15 protein-coding genes and 2 tRNA genes are annotated in these 17,725 nt (G+C 61.4%); 9 read left to right on the top strand and 8 right to left on the bottom strand.

The features are described from left to right. Positions 1-7 precede the first annotated feature (7 nt). Positions 8-937 carry a DmsE family decaheme c-type cytochrome gene (locus FBAL_RS18485; RefSeq protein ID WP_013347121.1) on the bottom strand — a complete coding sequence of 310 codons (930 nt, stop codon included), beginning with the start codon at positions 935-937 and terminating at the stop codon, positions 8-10. Positions 938-1,350: 413 nt separating this feature from the next. On the opposite strand from FBAL_RS18485, the gene FBAL_RS18480 reads away from it, so the two are divergent. Genes FBAL_RS18480 through FBAL_RS18465 form a run of 4 tightly spaced genes read left to right on the top strand, consistent with a single transcriptional unit; the run spans position 1,351 to position 4,260 of the window. Further along, positions 1,351-2,004 carry a Crp/Fnr family transcriptional regulator gene (locus tag FBAL_RS18480; protein ID WP_148226783.1) on the top strand — a complete coding sequence of 218 codons (654 nt, stop codon included), beginning with the start codon at positions 1,351-1,353 and terminating at the stop codon, positions 2,002-2,004. An 8-nt stretch (positions 2,005-2,012) separates the two neighbouring features. Beyond that, on the top strand, positions 2,013-2,756 hold the full coding sequence (gene modA / locus FBAL_RS18475) for a molybdate ABC transporter substrate-binding protein (protein ID WP_013347119.1): 744 nt from the start codon (positions 2,013-2,015) through the stop codon (positions 2,754-2,756). After that, on the top strand, positions 2,746-3,435 hold the full coding sequence (modB, locus tag FBAL_RS18470) for a molybdate ABC transporter permease subunit (RefSeq protein WP_013347118.1): 690 nt from the start codon (positions 2,746-2,748) through the stop codon (positions 3,433-3,435). The genes modA and modB overlap by 11 nt, the downstream gene beginning before the upstream one ends. Positions 3,436-3,447: 12 nt before the next feature. Next, positions 3,448-4,260, top strand: coding sequence for an ATP-binding cassette domain-containing protein (locus tag FBAL_RS18465; protein ID WP_013347117.1), 813 nt, complete (start codon positions 3,448-3,450; stop codon positions 4,258-4,260). Positions 4,261-4,270: 10 nt separating this feature from the next. On the opposite strand, the gene FBAL_RS18460 is transcribed toward FBAL_RS18465, so the two are convergent. Further along, positions 4,271-4,720, bottom strand: coding sequence for a hypothetical protein (locus FBAL_RS18460; protein ID WP_013347116.1), 450 nt, complete (start codon positions 4,718-4,720; stop codon positions 4,271-4,273). Between the two features lie 463 nt (positions 4,721-5,183). Between FBAL_RS18460 and FBAL_RS18455 the strand changes: the two genes are divergently transcribed. Continuing rightward, the gene (locus tag FBAL_RS18455; protein WP_013347115.1) at positions 5,184-7,160 is read left to right on the top strand and encodes a BCCT family transporter; all 1,977 of its coding nucleotides are present in this window, start codon (positions 5,184-5,186) and stop codon (positions 7,158-7,160) included. A gap of 40 nt (positions 7,161-7,200) precedes the next feature. Here FBAL_RS18455 and FBAL_RS18450 read toward each other — a convergent pair whose 3' ends face one another. Both FBAL_RS18450 and ubiK read right to left on the bottom strand, forming a co-directional pair. Continuing rightward, complete coding sequence (locus FBAL_RS18450; RefSeq protein WP_013347114.1) at positions 7,201-7,716, bottom strand: hypothetical protein; 516 nt, start codon at positions 7,714-7,716, stop codon at positions 7,201-7,203. A 137-nt stretch (positions 7,717-7,853) separates the two neighbouring features. Further along, positions 7,854-8,117 (bottom strand): ubiquinone biosynthesis accessory factor UbiK, encoded by a 264-nt coding sequence (ubiK, locus tag FBAL_RS18445; RefSeq protein WP_013347113.1) that lies wholly within the window; start codon positions 8,115-8,117, stop codon positions 7,854-7,856. A gap of 125 nt (positions 8,118-8,242) precedes the next feature. Here ubiK and rep point away from each other — a divergent pair, with 125 nt between their 5' ends. Next, positions 8,243-10,258: a DNA helicase Rep gene (gene rep, locus FBAL_RS18440; RefSeq protein ID WP_013347112.1), complete on the top strand. Its 2,016-nt coding sequence runs from the start codon at positions 8,243-8,245 to the stop codon at positions 10,256-10,258. Positions 10,259-10,262: 4 nt separating this feature from the next. Here rep and FBAL_RS18435 read toward each other — a convergent pair whose 3' ends face one another. After that, a complete protein-coding gene (locus FBAL_RS18435) occupies positions 10,263-12,791 on the bottom strand; it encodes a bifunctional diguanylate cyclase/phosphodiesterase (protein ID WP_049779598.1) in 2,529 nt (842 codons plus the stop codon). A gap of 282 nt (positions 12,792-13,073) precedes the next feature. Here FBAL_RS18435 and FBAL_RS18430 point away from each other — a divergent pair. Both FBAL_RS18430 and FBAL_RS18425 read left to right on the top strand, forming a co-directional pair. Further along, positions 13,074-13,150: transfer RNA gene (locus FBAL_RS18430), tRNA-Arg, on the top strand. Positions 13,151-13,197: 47 nt separating this feature from the next. Beyond that, positions 13,198-13,273: transfer RNA gene (locus tag FBAL_RS18425), tRNA-His, on the top strand. 47 nt (positions 13,274-13,320) lie between these two features. Here the strand turns inward: FBAL_RS18425 and FBAL_RS18420 are convergent. Beyond that, positions 13,321-13,989, bottom strand: a complete 669-nt coding sequence (locus tag FBAL_RS18420) for a DUF3313 family protein (RefSeq protein ID WP_013347110.1) — start codon at positions 13,987-13,989, stop codon at positions 13,321-13,323. A gap of 174 nt (positions 13,990-14,163) precedes the next feature. Between FBAL_RS18420 and FBAL_RS18415 the strand changes: the two genes are divergently transcribed. After that, the gene (locus FBAL_RS18415) at positions 14,164-14,862 is read left to right on the top strand and encodes a DUF2076 domain-containing protein (protein ID WP_245544363.1); all 699 of its coding nucleotides are present in this window, start codon (positions 14,164-14,166) and stop codon (positions 14,860-14,862) included. A 66-nt stretch (positions 14,863-14,928) separates the two neighbouring features. On the opposite strand, the gene moaA is transcribed toward FBAL_RS18415, so the two are convergent. Together moaA and FBAL_RS18405 are read right to left on the bottom strand one after the other, a co-directional pair. After that, a complete protein-coding gene (gene moaA, locus FBAL_RS18410; protein WP_013347108.1) occupies positions 14,929-15,915 on the bottom strand; it encodes a GTP 3',8-cyclase MoaA in 987 nt (328 codons plus the stop codon). 9 nt (positions 15,916-15,924) lie between these two features. Continuing rightward, positions 15,925-17,718, bottom strand: coding sequence for a bifunctional molybdopterin-guanine dinucleotide biosynthesis adaptor protein MobB/molybdopterin molybdotransferase MoeA (locus FBAL_RS18405; RefSeq protein ID WP_013347107.1), 1,794 nt, complete (start codon positions 17,716-17,718; stop codon positions 15,925-15,927). Positions 17,719-17,725 lie beyond the last annotated feature (7 nt).

The raw sequence follows: 17,725 nt of genomic DNA, 5'->3' as shown, positions 1-17,725 counted from the left end.
GACGTCCTTATTTCTCAAGCAGGCTGCCAGCGGGGTGGTTGGAACCGTGCACCTGGCTGTGGCAGTTGAGACAGCTCTGGCCGGAGACAAAGGCGTTGCTCTGACCGTCGTAGACGCGGCTGGCGTGACCGTCGCTGGCGTGACAGCTCTGACACAGCTGCGGAGCGCGGCGGGTCAGCATGGCGTCGTTGACGCTGCCGTGTACGCTGTGGCAGCTGGCGCAGTTGTCGGTCACCGGCGCGTGTTCCCACACCACCGGGCCGCGCTTCTCGGCGTGGCAGCTGTAGCAGGTGTCATTGAGGCTGACCTCCTTGAGGGCGGATTCGGTCAGGCTGCCGTGGGCGCTGTGACAGCTGGTGCAGCTCATGTCGCTGCCGCTGTGTTGGCCGGCCATCGGGTGGGCGGAGCGCTTCATCATGTCCGCCGCTTCGCTGCTGTGGCAGCTGGTGCAGGTGGCGATTTCGCCCGCGGGGGAGAGCACCGGGTCGTCGGCGGTGTGGATCTGGTGACAATCGGTGCAGGCCACTTCAGAGAAGTCGTGGCGGCTGCCGTGCCAGTCGCGGCGCTCGGTGTCTTCGTGGCAGCTCAGACACACGGAGTTTTGCAGCTCGGCACTGACGTTGGCCTCGTCACCGAAGTTGATCATCGGCTCATTCTTGCCGCGGTGTTTACCCTGCGGGCCGTGGCAGGTTTCACACTGCAGCTTGGCCATCGGGCTGGCGCTGGTGTCGAGACTGCCGTGGGGGGAGGCAAACAGAGCGGTGACCTGCTCGTCGCGGCCGTGGCACATCAGGCAACCGTCGGCGCCTTTGCCGGAGTACTGTCCCTGCTGGAACTTGTCGATAAGCTGGGCCTGAACGTCGTCACTGGCGTGGGCACTGAAGGCCATCGCACTGACGAGCAAACCGGTGCTTACAAGACGGGATAATTGAATCATCGGTTAACCACCTAATAAATGAAAACCGTTCTTATTTGAGTTTTAGGTACGGCAAAAACCGTATTTGTCGTCCTGACAAGGTGCGGGGGCACAGAGATTCCAGTTTCAACCAGACCTATATTGTTCCCGGGGAAAGGAACGGCGGAAATTATGGATTTAGCGTGTTTGGCAGAATGTCATCCTGTTTGCATTTGAGGGTGAGGCGAATCCGTTCTGTGATCCGGATAATAAAAATTCTTCGGGGCAGAATTTCCGGCCTTTGAAATGCCACTTTTGCAATTTGAACCTGAGTCACTTTATGACAGTGACTGGCTCGTTACCCTGCTTCATCGACACAGGGGGGAGTGGTCATGAGTTACCGGGGGAACGGGATTCTGCCAGCGCGGTTGCGCTCGGTGGGCCTGGACGCTGGGGTGATCCGCACCCTGGCGCAGCACACGCATCACATCACACTGGCCAAAGGGCAGACACTTTGTCCGGCTTGCGAAAATATGGGACTGGCACTGGTGTGTCAGGGCACCCTGATCCGCCAGGTGGGCTTCCACGATGGCACGGTCTCCAGTACCGAACTGCTTTTTTCCGATCAATTTCTCTTTTCCGGCGGCACCACCAGTGGCGCTGATCACAATGTCTGTTTTCGTGCGTTGGAGTTCACGGAAATAGAGTGGTTGGGAATGGATATCATTTATCAGTTGTGTCGGGAAAATAATGGCTTTCTCGAACGCTATCTTGAGAAAAAACATCGCTACTCAAGAATGGTTGAAGACCATTTATTGCTCAGAACCATTTTGAGTAAAAAAGAACACCTCATGATTACCTTAGCGATGATTTTTTCGGCCAAGCTGCGACGCAACGAAAACGCCATAAAAATCACCATTGAAGAACTGTGCACCGTGACCGGGAGTACCCGTCAGTATTGCAGTAAAGTGATCACCGAGCTGTGCCAGAATGGCATATTGATCAACCACTACGGTTCTCTCGAGTTGCTGGACTACAGCGCTCTGAAAGCCCAGCTGGGCAGTGATGCACGACGTCACTACGAGCTGTTCCGGGCCAAGCCCGTCTAGGAGGTGACATGGTGCAACAGTGGCGGGGGATGATCCTCGCGATAATGTGTGTATTGGCGTTACCGGCGCAGGCCACCACGTTGACGGTGGCAGTGGCAGCCAACTTCAAAACCACCCTCGATCAGGTGGCCGCTGATTTTACTGAGGAGACCGGCATTAAGGTGCAGGTCTCCTCCGGCGCCACCGGTGCGCTCTACACCCAGATCCTGCACGGTGCCCCCTATGACCTGTTCCTGGCCGCAGACGATGAGCGCCCCACTCTGTTGGTAGAGCAGGGGCTTGGCCTGGAGGAGACCCTGCAGGATTACGCCATCGGCTTACTCGCGTTCTGGGTTCCCGGCCAGCACCCGGATGAGCAGACCCTGCGTGACTGGCAGGGGCGTTTGGCCATCGCCAACCCCCGCATCGCACCGTATGGCGCAGCAGCCGAGCAAGTCACCGAACATCTTGATATTCTGCAACGATTGAAAGGCAACGTTGTGCGGGGCACCAACATCCTGCAAACCTTCCAATACGTGCAGAGCGGTAACGTGCCGGCGGGGCTGGTGGCCCTGGCTCAGCTGCGCCAGGCCAAGGTGCCGGTGGAGCAATACTGGCTGGTACCGCCGCAATGGCACGACAGCCTGCGTCAGCAGGCGGTGGTGCTCAAGCGCAGTGCGCACCCTGACGAGGCGAAAGCGCTACTGAACTATCTTATGGCCCAGGACGAACTTCTGTCCGCCGCTGGATACGCTATCCCGGATGACCATTAATCCTTCTGATCTGGAAGCCCTCTGGATCACCCTGAAGTTGGCGGCCATCAGTACCGGCCTGCTGTTATTGGTAACGCCGCCACTGGCCTGGTGGCTGGCCCACAGTCGCGCGCGCTGGCGCCCCATGGTGGAAGCGCTGGTGGCGCTGCCGCTGATCCTGCCTCCCACGGTGCTGGGGTTTTACCTGCTGCTGCTGTTCTCCCCGCTGTACCTGCCCGGACAGTGGGTGCAGGCGATGACCGGCACCACCCTGGCCTTCTCCTTTACCGGCCTTATCATCGGCTCGATGATCTATTCGCTGCCCTTTGTGGTGCAGCCACTGCAATCCAGCTTTGCCACTCTGGGCAAAGGGGAGCTGGAAGCGGCCGCCACCCTCGGCATGAGCCGCTGGAAACGGTTTCACTACGTGGTGTTCCCGATGACCCGACACAGCTTTGTGCTGGCGGGGATGCTGGGCTTTGCCCACACCCTTGGGGAGTTTGGCGTGGTGCTGATGATTGGCGGCAACATTCCAGGGGAAACCCAGGTGATCGCCATTGCCCTGTTTGAACACGTGGAAGCGCTGGATTATGCCAGTGCCCATATGCTGGCTGGCCTGATGTTGGCCACCTCCCTGGCGCTGCTGCTGTTTATCTACGTCGGTATGGACCGGCGTAAGCGCGCCTGGGGCTATTGGTAAGGAGAACGCTCAGTGAGTCTCGAGCTCGACTTGAAAGGGCAGCTGGGTGAATTCGCCTTTGACCTGCAACTGTCGGTGCCGGTGAACGGCATCATCGGCGTGTTTGGCCCCTCCGGGGTGGGAAAAACCAGCCTGTTTCGCGCCATCTGTGGTCTGGAGCGGGGACTGAATGGCCGCATCGCCCTTGATGGCGAGGTGTTGCAGGATACCGAACAACGGCGCTTTATGTTGCCGGAGCACCGCCGCATCGGTGTGGTGTTTCAGGACAGCCGCCTGTTCCCCCACCTGACCGTCCGGCAAAACCTGCGGCTGGCGCAGCAGCAGGCGAAGCAGCCCCTGTTCGGCATTGAGGAGTTGGCGGACGCCTGCCGCTTCCGCGAACTGCTGGACCAGCCTGCGCCCTCCCTCTCCGCCGGCCAGCGCCAGCGGGTGGCCATCGCCCGGGCGCTGGCAGCGTCGCCCCGACTGCTGTTGCTGGATGAGCCGTTGGCGGCGCTGGACCTGGCCAGCCGCCAACACCTGATGGCGTTTCTGGCCAAGGTATCTGAAAAGATCCCGATGCTGTTTATCAGCCACTCGGTGTCGGAAACCCTGCACCTGTGCGATCCCATCATTACCATGAGTAATGGCCGGATTGACCGGGTCGGTGGGCCGGATGAGATGGGCCAGCACCTGCCCCGTCGCCGTGGTCACGGCCGGGTGGTTAGCTACAACGCCGAAACCGGCGAGCTGGTGCTGCAACTGGATGATTTTGCCCCGGACTTCGAGGCGGAGCAGACGGTGGGCCTGGTCAGCGACCCGGCATGGCTGAAAGGGCGGGATTAACCCGCCTTTTTTATTGGTGCCGCATCATATTGCGGCTGGCGTTGCGCTGTTCGGTTTTGGCCGCGTCCCACTGCTGATAGAGGGTCAGGATACGGGACTTCATCGCCCGGTATGGGGCGGGCAGGTCGTCGCTGTCCGGCTGCTGGGCGATATGGCGGGTTACCGGGATGATCAGGTGCTCCGCCTGGCTCATGGCATCGCCCTGCAGGCTTTTCACGATCATCGACTGGAAGGCGATCGACATCACCGGCAGCAGGGTCCACTGATCCACCGGGCCGTCCTTCAGCAGTTCCGGGGCTTCCGCCATGGTCAGGGTGATGACCTTATCCGCCACCTGATCCAGCGTGGTGGCGCCGGAGAAATAACGGTGGATCTGCATGTCCTTGGCCAGCTCTTTGCTGAGGGATTCGGACAGTTCTGCAACGGCCCACTTGGTGCCGAGTGTGCGGATTAGGGTCATGGTATTGCCATTGATGAAGCCAGATTAGTGCAAGCCTAGCAGGCCCAACCGGGCACAACTGTTGTCACGATCATTGTTACCCGGACCGGGCCAGAATTGGCACAAAAGTGTGAGCCGTCTCTCACCAGCTAGAATGACAGATACCCAATTCTGGTTTCTGTGAGTCGCCAATTTGCACGAAACTGAACGATTGAACATACTCAATGCCGTTTTTTCCCCCCGGAGAGCCCTTTTTTATGGCTTTCCGCTACTTGTGGTGCGGTGCGGGCTCTTACCCCGGATCGGATCGCCTACAATGCGCCGACGTGGTTCGAGCGATGCGATCTCTGGGCTTCCGCCCGGGTCATTCAGTGCCTTTCTGCATCCCCCTCTTTGTCATCTATTGGGTTTAGTGTCGATCCCGTCTGGCGCCGACATGTTGTACCGGGGCAATCGCCTCGGTGTCTGAGGCAAAGGAGGAATCATGTCTGATGCGCCCAGTAAGCGCTCAACACTGAACCGACCCGTATTTGCGTGGTCAACCGCACTTATCCTGGCTCTGGTGGGGTATGCCGCCCTGTTCCCCGAGCCTGCCGCCCAACGCTTTAGCGTCATTCAAAGCAACATCATCGCCAACGCGGGCTGGTTCTACGTCCTGACTGTGGCGCTGATCCTGCTCTACGTGGCCTTCCTGGGGCTGTCCCGCTTTGGTGACATCAAACTGGGCCCCGACCACGCCGAACCCGCCTTCAACAACAAGTCCTGGTTTGCCATGCTGTTCTCTGCAGGCATGGGCATCGGCCTGATGTTTTTCGGCGTTGCCGAACCGGTGATGCACTTTATGGCGCCCCCGGTGGGTGAACCCGGTACCGTGGAAGCGGCGAAGGAAGCGATGAAGCTGACCTTCTTCCACTGGGGCCTGCACGCCTGGGCCATCTACGCCATTGTGGCGTTGATCCTGGCCTTCTTTGCCTACCGCCACGGCCTGCCGCTGACCCTGCGTTCCGCCCTCTATCCGCTGATTGGTGACAAGATCTATGGCCCCATCGGCCACGCGGTCGACATCTTTGCCATCATCGGCACGGTGTTTGGGGTCGCGACCTCACTCGGCTTTGGCGTCCTGCAGGTCAACAGCGGCCTGCAGCACCTGTTTGGTATCCCGGTCAGCGAGAATGTGCAGGTGGTGCTGATCATCGCCATCACCGCACTGGCCACCCTCTCGGTGGTCTCGGGCCTGGAGAAGGGGATCCGCCGCCTGTCTGAGCTGAACCTGCTGCTGGCCGTCGGCCTGATGGGCCTGATCCTGGTGTTGGGCCCCACCGTGCTGCTGCTGCAGACCTTTGTTGAGAATACCGGCAGCTACCTGTCCGAGATCGTCAGCAAAACCTTCAATCTGTACGCCTATGACCCCACCGACTGGCTTGGCGGCTGGACTCTGTTCTACTGGGGCTGGTGGATCTCCTGGTCACCCTTTGTCGGCATGTTTATCGCCCGCATCTCCCGGGGCCGCACCATTCGCCAGTTTGTGATGGGGGTGCTGTTTGTGCCGGCGGGCTTCACCCTGGCCTGGATGACCGTGTTTGGGAACAGCGCCATCGATATGATCTTGCACCATGGGATGAGTCAGCTTGGCGAGGTGATCAGTCAGGACTCCGCACTGGCGCTGTTTGTGTTCCTGGAGCAGTTCCCGATGTCGGCACTGCTGTCCGCCATCGCCATGCTGATGGTGGTGGTGTTCTTCGTCACCTCCGCCGACTCCGGCTCCATGGTGGTGGATATGCTGGCCTCCGGCGGTAACGACAAAACCCCGCTGTGGCAGCGCATCTTCTGGGCCAGCACCATGGGCATCGTCGCCGTCGTACTGTTGATGGCCGGTGGTCTGTCGGCCCTGCAAACTGCCGCCATTGCCAGCGCGCTGCCCTTCTCAGTGGTGTTGATGGTGGCCGCCTACGGTTTGCTGGAAGCGCTGCGGGTGGACCTTCATAAGAAGAACAGCCAGCAGGCCGCCAATCTGGCGCCACGGGTGACCCGCAATCCGGTGCCCTGGCAGCGCCGCCTGCGTAACACCATGCAGTTTCCGCGACGCAGCCACGTCAACCGCTTTATTGATGAAGTGGTGTACCCGGCGATGGAGGAGATGCTGCTGGAGCTGCGCAAGCAGGGGGTTGAGGTAAACCTGCATAAGGATGAAGAGACCCACCGGACCCGGCTTGAGGTGCTGTTTGGCGATGAGATGGACTTCGAATACGAAGTGCTGCCCCGCGCCTATATGCGCCCCTCCTTCGTGATGACCGAAGAGGACGAGTCGGACGAAGAGAGTAAGTACTTCCGTGCCGAGGTTCACCTGCGCGAGGGTGGCCAGGACTATGACGTGATGGGCTGGAGCCGGGAGCAGGTACTGGGCGATATGCTCGACCAGTACGAGAAGCACCTGCACTTCCTGCACGTGGTGCGGGAGTAACCCAACAAAAAGGGCGGCCCATCGGCCGCCCTTTTCAGAGTCAGGTTTTTTCCTGGTAGTCCGGACTGGCCGGATTATTGGGCGACAGAGGTGCCTGGCCCGCTTTCAGTGCGGTGCGCAAACGCCCCTCCTGCTCGCCAATCCGCTCCGCCATCTTCGGCTCAGCGGCTTGCTGGCCCTTCAGCAGGGCACAGTGCAGGGCACGATGGTAGAGCGGCCAGGTTTCCCGGACATGGGCCTTACTGACCCCCTCCAGAAAATCCGCCAACAGCGTGCGAACATCGCGGGAGTCAGGCTTGAGCGGCTCGCCTTTAAGGCCACTGCCAAATTCAAATGCGGCCACCAGGCCCGCTTTCATGGCGGCTTTCTGGTCGTGGTCCGGTTCCGTCTCCGGGTCCCAGTTCTGACATTGTGCCTTGGCGTCTGCTTCCAGCTCATTGAGGCGGGATTCGGCCAGGGCATTGGCGGCTTTGTGCTCTTTCTGGAACTGACGGGACTTGTAGGCCAGGAACAGGGTCAGCAGGGCGATGAAAATCAGAATGGGTTCAAGGGCCACGGTGTACTCCCTAGGTGGCGAATGAAGATACTTAAAGAATACGGCGGGTTGTCGTTGCTGGCCAGTTTTGCCAACAACCGGCGGTGGATACCGGGTGGTTCCACCGCCCTGTCCACGGGCGGGCGCCCGCGTCAGTATCAGGCGTTATCGTCGTTGGCGCCTTTTTCGGCTTCCAGCGCGGCCAGGCGGGCTTCCAGCTGCTCCACCATCATGCGGGTCTTGGCCAGCACGGCGGCCTGACGGTCAAACTCTTCGCGCGACACCATGTCGAGCTTGGACAGCTGGCTCTGCAGAATGGTCTTGGCTTTGGCTTCAAAATCGTCCGCCGCACTCTTCAGACCCGGGGGCAGGGCGCCGCCCAGTTGTTGTGCCAGTTGCTCCAGTTTGTTCGGGGTGATCATAATAGACTTCCATTGGTCACTGATAGCTTCATGGTACCAGAAAAGCGGCGCAGTACAGGTGGCCAAACTGGCCCGATTTTGCATAGAATGCGCGCCCTCGATGCGGTGTGCTCACAGGTAGGACGATGAAACTCAATCCGGCGCAACAAGAAGCGGTGAACTACGTCTCCGGGCCTTGCCTGGTACTGGCGGGTGCCGGCAGTGGCAAAACCCGGGTGATCACCAACAAGATCGCCTACCTGGTGCAGCAGTGCGGCTATAAGGCGCGCAACATCGCGGCGGTGACCTTCACCAATAAGGCGGCCCGCGAGATGAAGGAGCGGGTGGCCCAAACCCTGGGTAAAGCGGAGGCCCGTGGTCTCTGGATCTCCACCTTCCACACCCTGGGCCTCGACATCATCCGTCGCGAACATAAAGTGCTGGGGCTGAAGCCCGGCTTTTCGCTGTTTGACGATCAGGACACTCTGGCGCTGCTCAAGGAGCTGACCGCCGACGAGCTGAACGAAGACAAAGACCAGCTGCGCATGCTGATCACCCAGATCAGCAACTGGAAGAACGATCTGGTGCTGCCGGAGAAGGCGCTGACGCTGGCGCGTGACCCGCAGGCGATCCTGCATGCCCAGCTGTATGAGCGCTACCGGGCCCACCTGACCGCCTATAACGCCCTCGATTTCGATGACCTGATCATGCTGCCGACCCTGCTGCTGGCCTCCCATGCCGAGGTGCGGGAGAAGTGGCAGAACCGGCTGCGCTACCTGTTGGTGGACGAGTATCAGGACACCAACACCAGCCAGTATGAGCTGGTGAAGCTGCTGGTGGGTGAGCGTGCCCGCTTTACCGTGGTGGGGGATGATGATCAGTCCATCTACTCCTGGCGCGGTGCCAAGCCGCAGAACCTGGTGTTGCTGGGCAAGGATTTCCCGGCCCTGAAGCTGATCAAGCTGGAGCAGAACTACCGCTCCTCCGGCTGCATCCTGAATGCCGCCAACATCCTGATCGCCAACAACCCGCACGTGTACGACAAGACCCTGCGTTCCGAGCTGGGTTACGGCGAAAAGCTCAAGGTGATCATGGCCAACAACGAGGACCATGAGGCGGAGCGGGTGGTGGCAGAGCTGGTGCGCCACAAGTTTGTGAACCACGCCAAGTTCAAGGATTACGCCATTCTCTACCGCGGTAACCACCAGTCACGCCTGTTTGAAAAGGCGCTGATGACCAACCGCATCCCCTACAAGCTCTCCGGCGGCACCAGTTTCTTCAGCCGCTCTGAGATCAAGGACATCATGGGTTACCTGCGCCTGCTGGTGAACCCGGACGACGACAACGCCTTCCTGCGGGTCTGCAACGTGCCCAAGCGGGGCATGGGCCCGGCCACCCTGGAGAAGCTGGGGCGACTGGCCAACGAGCGTCAGATCAGTCTGTTTGCGGCGGCGTTTGACCCGGCGCTGGAGCAGGTGTTGCCGCCTCAGGCCGCGGAAACCGTGATGGTGTTTACCCGCTGGCTGGTGGAGCTGGGTGACCGCGCCGAGCGGGGTGACACTCTGGCGGCGCTGAAGGACCTGGTGCGCGAGATCAACTACGAGGATCACCTCTACGACACCTCCCCCAGCCCCAAGGCGGCGGAGATGCGGATGAAGAACGTGTCCGAGCTGTATCGCTGGATCACCGACATGATCGAAGGGGATGATCTGGAGGAGCCGATGACCCTGAGTCAGGTGGTGACCCGTCTGACCCTGCGGGACATGATGGAGCGCAACTCTGAAGAAGAGGAGGCGGACCAGGTGCAGATGATGACCTTCCACGCCTCCAAGGGCCTGGAGTTCCCCTACGTCTTTATGGTGGGGACTGAAGAGGGCCTGCTGCCCCACCAGAGCAGCCTTGATGAGGGCAATGTGGAGGAGGAGCGCCGGCTGGCCTATGTGGGCATCACCCGGGCCCAGCGCGAGCTTATCTTCACCCTGTGCCGGGAGCGTCGCCAGTTCGGTGAGCAGATCCGCTGTGAGCCCAGCCGCTTCCTGCTGGAGCTGCCACAGGATGATCTGGTGTGGGAAAACCGTCAGAAGCAGCCGTCAGAGCAGGAGCGGATGAACACCGGCCGCACCAACGTGGCGATGCTGCGGGCGATGCTCAATAAGCAGTAACGGGTCAGCCGGACTCGCTGGCCGTCTCTTTCGCCAGGGCTTGCGGGCTGTTAAACAGGTAGCCCTGGCCCCAGCGACACCCCAGGCCCTTGAGCAGCTGGTGCTGACCCGGCTGCTCAATCCCCTCGGCACTCAGCACAAAGCCCAGTTCGGCGGAGAGCGCCACCAGCGACTCCAGCACCGCCCGATGGCGTTCGCAGTGAGTGCTCTTGTGGCTGTAGCCCTTATCCACCTTGACGAAGTCCAGCGGAAGCTGGGGCAGCAGGGTGAGGGCACTGTAGCCGGTACCAAAATCATCCAGCCCCAGTTTCACCCCCAACCGCTGTAAGCGGTTCAGCCCCTCGTGCAGGGTGCGCTGATCGACCAGCAGATCCCGTTCGGAGAACTCCAGAGCGAGCTGTGCCTTGGGCATGCTCAGTGACTCGATGCACTGCTCCAGCTGTTCCAGCTTGCTGCTGGAGCGCAGGTGGGTGAGGTCGAGGTTGACGTGCACCCAGCCGTGGCGCCCAATCTTGCTGCGCAGGTGGGGGTAATCGCGGCACACCTGCTCCAGCACATAGCGGTCCAGCTCGGCCACCGCACCACTGTGGCAGGCCCAGGGCAGAAACTGGTCCGGGGTCAGCTCGCCCAGTTGCGGGTGGTGCCAGCGCGCCAGCGCTTCCATTCCCACCACCTGCTGCTGGTCCAGATCCATCACCGGCTGGTAGTGCACTGTGATTTCGCGTTGGCTCAGGGCCTGGCGGAACTGCGCCTCCCGGGTCAGGTCAGCCACCGCCTCGGCGTGCATTTTGCGGTCGAAGAACTGCAGGCCACCGCGTCCCGCCGACTTCGCGTGGTAAAGCGCCGCGTCGGCGTCCCGCAGCAGGCTTTGGGGCGAAGCGTTGTGGTGTGGGTCAGCCAGGGCGATGCCGATGCTGGCGCCGGGGAAGAACTCTTTGCCTTCCAGCTGCAGGGGCTGGCGAACCCGCTCCAGAATCCGCTCTGACACCTCCTCCACATGCTGGCGGTTGCGGATGCTGTCCAGCAGGATCACAAACTCATCGCCGCCCAGCCGGGCCAGGGTGTCGTTGTCCCGGATGCACTCGCCAAGGCGCCGGGCGATGGTTTCCAGCAGGAGGTCGCCGGCCAGGTGGCCCAGCGAGTCGTTCACCAGCTTGAAGCGGTCCAGGTCGATAAACAGCAGGGCAAAGCGTTCATTGGCGTGGCGCTTGATGTGCTTGAGGGCCTGATCGAGCCGGTTCAGCAGCAGCGCCCGGTTGGGCAGGCCGGTCAGGGCGTCGTGCAGGGCATCGTGGCGAAGTCGGTTCTCCGCTTTGCGCCGTTGCTGGATCTGGCGCTGCAGGTCGACGTTCATGGCGTGCATCTCGCGGGTGCGCTCCGTCACTTTGCGCTCCAGCTCTTCCCGGTAGCGGACCCGCTGCTCCAGCGCCTGGCGCCGCTCAATGGCGGTGCTGATGTGCTGGGAGACAAAGCCCAGCAGTTCCAGATCCTTGTCGTCGTAGCCGTAGTGGGGGTGCTGGCTGAAGACCGCCAACACACCGCGGATCTCACCCTCGATCAGCAGCGGGGCACCCATCCAGTCCTGAAGGTCGATCAGGCAGCGATCCACATTCTGGCCCAGGGAGCCGTCCCGGTAGGCCGCCTCAATGGTTTCGCGACTGAGTCGAACCGGCCGTTGTGCGGCCATCACCCGTTCGGTCAGGCCGTCACCGAGGGGGCGGGTGACGGGCGCTTCAAGGGCGTCTCCGGCCTCGAAATAGGGAAAGGTGAGCCACTGATTGTCAGGGGCGAGCAGGGCGACGAAGCAGTTGTCGGCGTACAACAGGTGGCGCAGCACCGAGTGGATGGCCCGGTAGAAGCTGTTGATGTCCCGGCCACTGGCGGTGATCTCGGTGATCTCCAACAGGGCGCCCTGCAGCCGTTCCGCCCGGCGGCGTTGTGCCACCTCAGCCTGCAGTGCCTTGTTGGCGCGACTGAGGGCCTGGGTGCGGTGTTCGATCAAACGTTCGGTTTGTTCGCGCTGGGTCAGGCGGGCCATGGCGGTGGTCAGGTGCTGGCCGATAAAGGTGAGGAACTCCCGCTGGGCATCGCTGTAGCGGAAGCCGATTTGGTAGGACTGCAACACCAACACCCCCACCACGGTGTCCTGCTGTTTCAGCGGCACGCCCAGCCAGGCCTGAGCGGGGTGCCCAAGGCGCTGCACTTCGCCCTGCTCCACCAGGGCGGCCAGCCCCTGGCTGTCGACACACAGGGGCTGACCGTGGCGATAGACGTAGCCGGTGCAGCCCGCCATCAGACGCTCTGCGTCAATGTGCGGACGGGGGTCCTGCTGATCCAGAAAGAAGGGGAAGTCGAAGCGCTCTTCGGCCGGGTTATAGAGGGCGACGTAGCAGTTCTCGGTGCCGGGAAACTGCTGCACCAGCGGGGCCAGTTCCTGATAAAACCGCTCCATGGTGGGGCAATGATTGGCCAGTTCGGAGACGCGAAACAGGATCGATTGCAGGGAGGCCGCCGTCTTGTAACGACTGGCCATTTTTTTCAATCGATTGATACGCCGCTTTAGAAACGTCAGTTCCGATTGCGACGTTTGCGCCTTCCGGTTGGGCATGCCACCGCGATCCTTGCCGATGTGATGTTTCAAAATGTAATTCGAGACAGATTGACTAAAAAAGCAGCTGGCTTCAATGTTTTTTGTTGTTTTTACTATGCTTTTTTACCATTGCTAGTTAAAATTCCACCACTTGGCCGATATTGGGCCAAAAAAGCATGGACGGCGCCATAGGGCTTACGTATTATGTCCGCCGTCAAAGAGAGAGCGCCCATAGCTCAGCTGGATAGAGCGCTGCCCTCCGGAGGCAGAGGTCAGAGGTTCGAATCCTCTTGGGCGCGCCATTCCGAGGTTCTTTGACAGTTCTGGCACGCCAGAAGTCCCGACAGTGGTGGCTGTAGCTCAGTTGGTAGAGTCCCGGATTGTGATTCCGGTTGTCGCGGGTTCAAGTCCCGTCAGCCACCCCATTATTCAGAAAAACCCCCGCACTGCGGGGGTTTTTCGTTTCTGCCTTTCACTTCTTCGCTTCATTCAGCGCTTTGACCAGCAGGTCAGCCCAGCGCCGCAACATCGCATCCGCTTCTGCCTTGTTCGTCACCCGGTTAGCATACTGAAATGTGGCGTTGTCCCGAGCCTGGCGCGCGTCCACGACGCGGCCAATCAGGTCCTTGGTGGCAGCATCATAAAGCTCCAGGTAAAGCGTCATGGAACCGGCCGACGCCACATAGTTACGCTGTGGGCTTGAGCTTGGGATGTCCGGCGCCGCCACATCCAGATTGATGATGGCGGGACGCAGCAGCAGGACGTCATCGTCCACCACGTCGGTGCTGACGATCTCGTAGCCGCCCCGCTGCTCCAGCTCGCGGGTGAAGATCACCCTGAACTCCTTGGCCAGGTCCGCCTGGATCCGTGCCATGTCCTTGCCGTCAATCCGCTGCGACAGCTCCCGTCGACCACTGTTGTAGTCTCGCTCCCAGTTTTTGCGGAAGGCGACAAAGCAGTCGAGGATCGCCACCCGGCGATAGGGCGCCAACGACGCACCATCGCGCCAGTACAGCACCTCCACCTGCTTGGAGGGCACCCGTTTAAGGCCGTCGTCTGTCACATCGGGAAAGTCGTCCTTGGCCTGAGCGGGCAGCAGCAACAGACTCAACAGGGCCAGGGCAATCAGGGGCAGTCGCATGGTGGTCTCCTTTGGCACAGTCACGCTTAAGGTATAGACAGGGTGGGGAAAAATGCCCGCAGAGCCCGCTCTGTTGTGGTCCGGCAGCGGAACCGTTGATGGAAGTTTGTCGGCTCTGTAACGCCCTGTTATTGCGGAGCTTTATGCTGGACAGGCCGGTTTTCGGGGTGCTAAATGAAGTTTCAGTCCTTCCTGTTGAGAAAGAGCATGACCCCGCAAGAGCGCGAACTGATTGAAAATGTGGCCACTAAGCTGAGCCAGGCCCCGTCCCAACCTCAGGATGCTGAGGCGGCGGCCCTGATTGCCGAGCGTATTGGTCAGCAGCCTGACGCGATCTACAAACTGACCCAGGCGGTTCTGGTTCAGGAACTGGCCCTCAAAGAGCTGAAGCAGAAGAACGACTACCTGGAACAGAGCGCCGCGCACTACCGCAGTGAAAGCGAGCGTGGTGCCATGAGCAAGATGTTTGGTGCCCAGCGCCCGGCCCCACAACCGCCCAAGCCGGTGAGCCAGGGCAGCGCCTTTGGCGGCTTTATGCAGACCGCGGCTGGTGTGGCGGCAGGTATGGTGGCGGGCCACCTGATCAGCGACATGCTGTTCAGCCATGACGCCCCCACCGAGGTGGTGAACGAAACCATCAATGAGGTCACCGACGCTCCGGCCGATCTGGCTGACAGCGGCAGTGAGATGGCCAGCGAAGGCGGCAGCTTCCTCGGCGGCAGCGATTTCGCCTCCGAATACTGCGAGGCCCCGGGAGAACAGGACTTCACCCAGTACGCGGGTGGTGGCGGCTTCGGTGATGAGTACGCTGGTGACGACTTTGGTGGTGATTTTGGTGGGGATGACTTCGGCGGTGACGACGATTTCGCCTGAGACCGGTGCACACCAACAAAAAGGCCAGCCCCTCGGGGCTGGCCTTTTTTTGTACCGGGCGGACCGTCAGCCGCCGGTAAAGCTCATAAAGCGCAGGATCTGAGTTTCGCCGTCGGTGCGGAACTCGTGCTTCTCCGGCTTCTTCATCATCGCGTCGAGGATCGCCTGCTTCAGGCGCTCGGTATCGCCAGGATGGGCGCGAACGATGGCCTTGAGGTCCACCGCGTTCTCGTTGCCCAGGCACAGCAGCAGTTGGCCGGTGGTGGTCACCCGCACCCGGTTGCACTCGTCACAGAAGTTGTGGCTGTGGGGGCTGATAAAGCCGACCCGGATGTCGCTGTCCGGCATGCGGTAGTAACGGGCGGGGCCACCGGTGTTTTCGGTGGTGGGCACCAGCTCGTAGCGCTCAGACAGGATGGCGCGCACCTCATCGCTGGTCAGCAGGCTCTGCTGGCGGCGGTTGGCGTCCAGTTGGCCCAGCGGCATCTCTTCGATAAAGCTGATGTCCACGCCTTTGTCGCGCGCGAACGCCACCAGGTCGAGGATCTCATCATCGTTGCTGCCCTTCATCGCCACGGTGTTGAGCTTAATGCGCTCAAAGCCCGCTTCGATGGCGGCATCGATGCCGGCCAGCACCCGCTCCAGCTTGCCGTTGCGGGTCACTGCGGTGAAACGCTCCGGGTCCAGCGTGTCGAGGCTGATATTGATGCGCTTCAGGCCCGCCGCCTGCAGCGGCTGGGCAAACTTCTTGAGGCGTGAACCGTTGGTGGTCAGGCACAGGTCTCTCAGGCCCGGCAGGGCGGCAACCTGTTCCACCAGGTAGGTCAGGTCGCTCTTCACCAGCGGCTCGCCACCGGTCAGGCGGATCTTCTCCACTCCCAGCTCGGTAAAGGCCTGGGCGATCTGGTGCAGCTCCTCCAGAGTCAGCACCTGATCACGGGGCAGGAAGGTGGGGTCTTCGTCCATGCAGTAGACACAGCGAAAATCGCAATGGTCCGTAACGGACATGCGCAGGTAGCTGATTTTGCGTCCAAAACCGTCGATCAAAGCCATTGGCTTCTCCTACATCAGATCGGCGAAAGGTTGTACCCAGACCGGTTCGCCCGGGCGGACTTGGTCGACCGCTTCTTCGAGAACGATCAGGCAGTTGGCCTGCACCATGGAGCTCAGGATGCCGCTGCCCTGGCTGCCGGTGGTGCGCACCTCCAGCTGGCCGCCGGCCCCCAGGCTGGCGACGCCACGGCTGAACTCGGTGCGGCCGCTGCGGCTGCGCATCGGCTCGGTGGCGATGGCGCGAATCAACTGCGGTTGCCAGTTGGCTTCACCGGCCAGCTTGCGCAGGGCGGGCTGAACGAACTGCATAAATGAGACCATCACCGCCACCGGGTTGCCCGGCAAGCCGAAGAACAGGGCGTTGCCGATGCTGCCAAACGCCAGCGGGCGACCCGGACGCATGGCGATCTTCCAGAAGTCGATGGTGCCCAGCTTGGCCAGGGCATCTTTGATGAAGTCAGCGTCACCCACGGACACGCCGCCGGAGCTGATCACCACGTCGGCCTGCTCGGCAGCGCCGGACAGGGCGGCGATCATGGCCGCTTCGCTGTCCTCGATGATGCCGAGGTCGATCACGTCGCAGCCCAGCTGTGCCAGCATGCCGTGCAGGCTGAAGCGGTTGGCGTCGAAGATGCAGTTCGGTTTGAGCGGCTGTTCGGGGGCACAGACTTCGTCACCGGTGGAGAAGATGGCCACCTTGGGACGACGGTAAACGGTGGGCTGGGCCAGCCCCAGAGAGGCCAGCAGGCCCATCTCGGCGGCACCGATGCGGGCACCGGCGGTCAGCGCGGTGGCGCCCACCTGAATGTCTTCACCGGCCTGGCGGACGTTCTGGCCCGGCTCAATGGCGCCGTCAAAGCGCACCTTGCCGTCCTGCTCCTGGGCCAGTTCACGCATCACGACACTGTCGACTCCGGCCGGCAGCGGCGCGCCGGTCATGATCTTGACCGCTTCACCGGCACCCACCACGCCATCAAAGGCGTGACCGGCAAACACCTCGCCGACCACGGTGTACTCGTCCGCGTCGCCGTGGGCAACGGCGTAGCCGTCCATTGCCGAGTTGGTGTGCTGGGGCACGTTGATGGGGGAGATGGCGTCGCTGGCCAGGACCCGGCCACGGGCTTCGGTGAGGCTCAGGGATTCGGTGTCACGCAGCGGGGACACCTTGGCCAGAATGCGGGCCACGCTCTGGTTAACCGACAGCTGTTTGCGCTCTACGCTGTCGCAGCTCGGGCCCAGCGGTGCCGGAGCCACAGGGGTCCAGCTGGCGATAAAGCCCTGCACAAAGTCGGCAATGGCGTCGACATCGTTGATGGAGAGTTGCGGCAGGGTGCAGTCGGCGGGCAGTTGGGTGGCGTCGTCGCAGGCGATGGCCTGGATCAGCGGGTCGTGGGTGAACACAAAGGGTTTGCCCACTTCGGCCCGGTGCAGTTCCAGCTTGGGCAGGGCCAGCTTCTTGAAGCCTTCCACCAGGATCAGGTCGACCCGGCTCTGGTCGATCATCGCCAGCAGCTCTTTGAGGTCCGGGTCGCCCTCTACCGGGCGCTCCATCATCAGGGCGCGGCGGTTGCTGGAGCCGATCAGCATCTGGTCGGCGCCGGCTTTACGCAGCTCAAAGCTGTCCTTGCCGGGCTTATCCACCTCGAAGTTGTGGTGGGCGTGTTTGACCACGGCCACCTTGAGGCCACGGCGGTTCAGTTCAGGCAGCAGTTTCAGCAGCAGGGTGGTTTTCCCGGTGCCGCTGTACGCACAAATCCCCAGAACGGGGACCCGGCAATCGGACAGAAGGGTGTCGGCGCTCATGGACTCT

This window comes from Ferrimonas balearica DSM 9799, assembly GCF_000148645.1.
Classification (GTDB): Bacteria; Pseudomonadota; Gammaproteobacteria; order Enterobacterales; family Shewanellaceae; genus Ferrimonas; species Ferrimonas balearica.
This window is presented reverse-complemented; position numbering and strand designations above follow the sequence as displayed.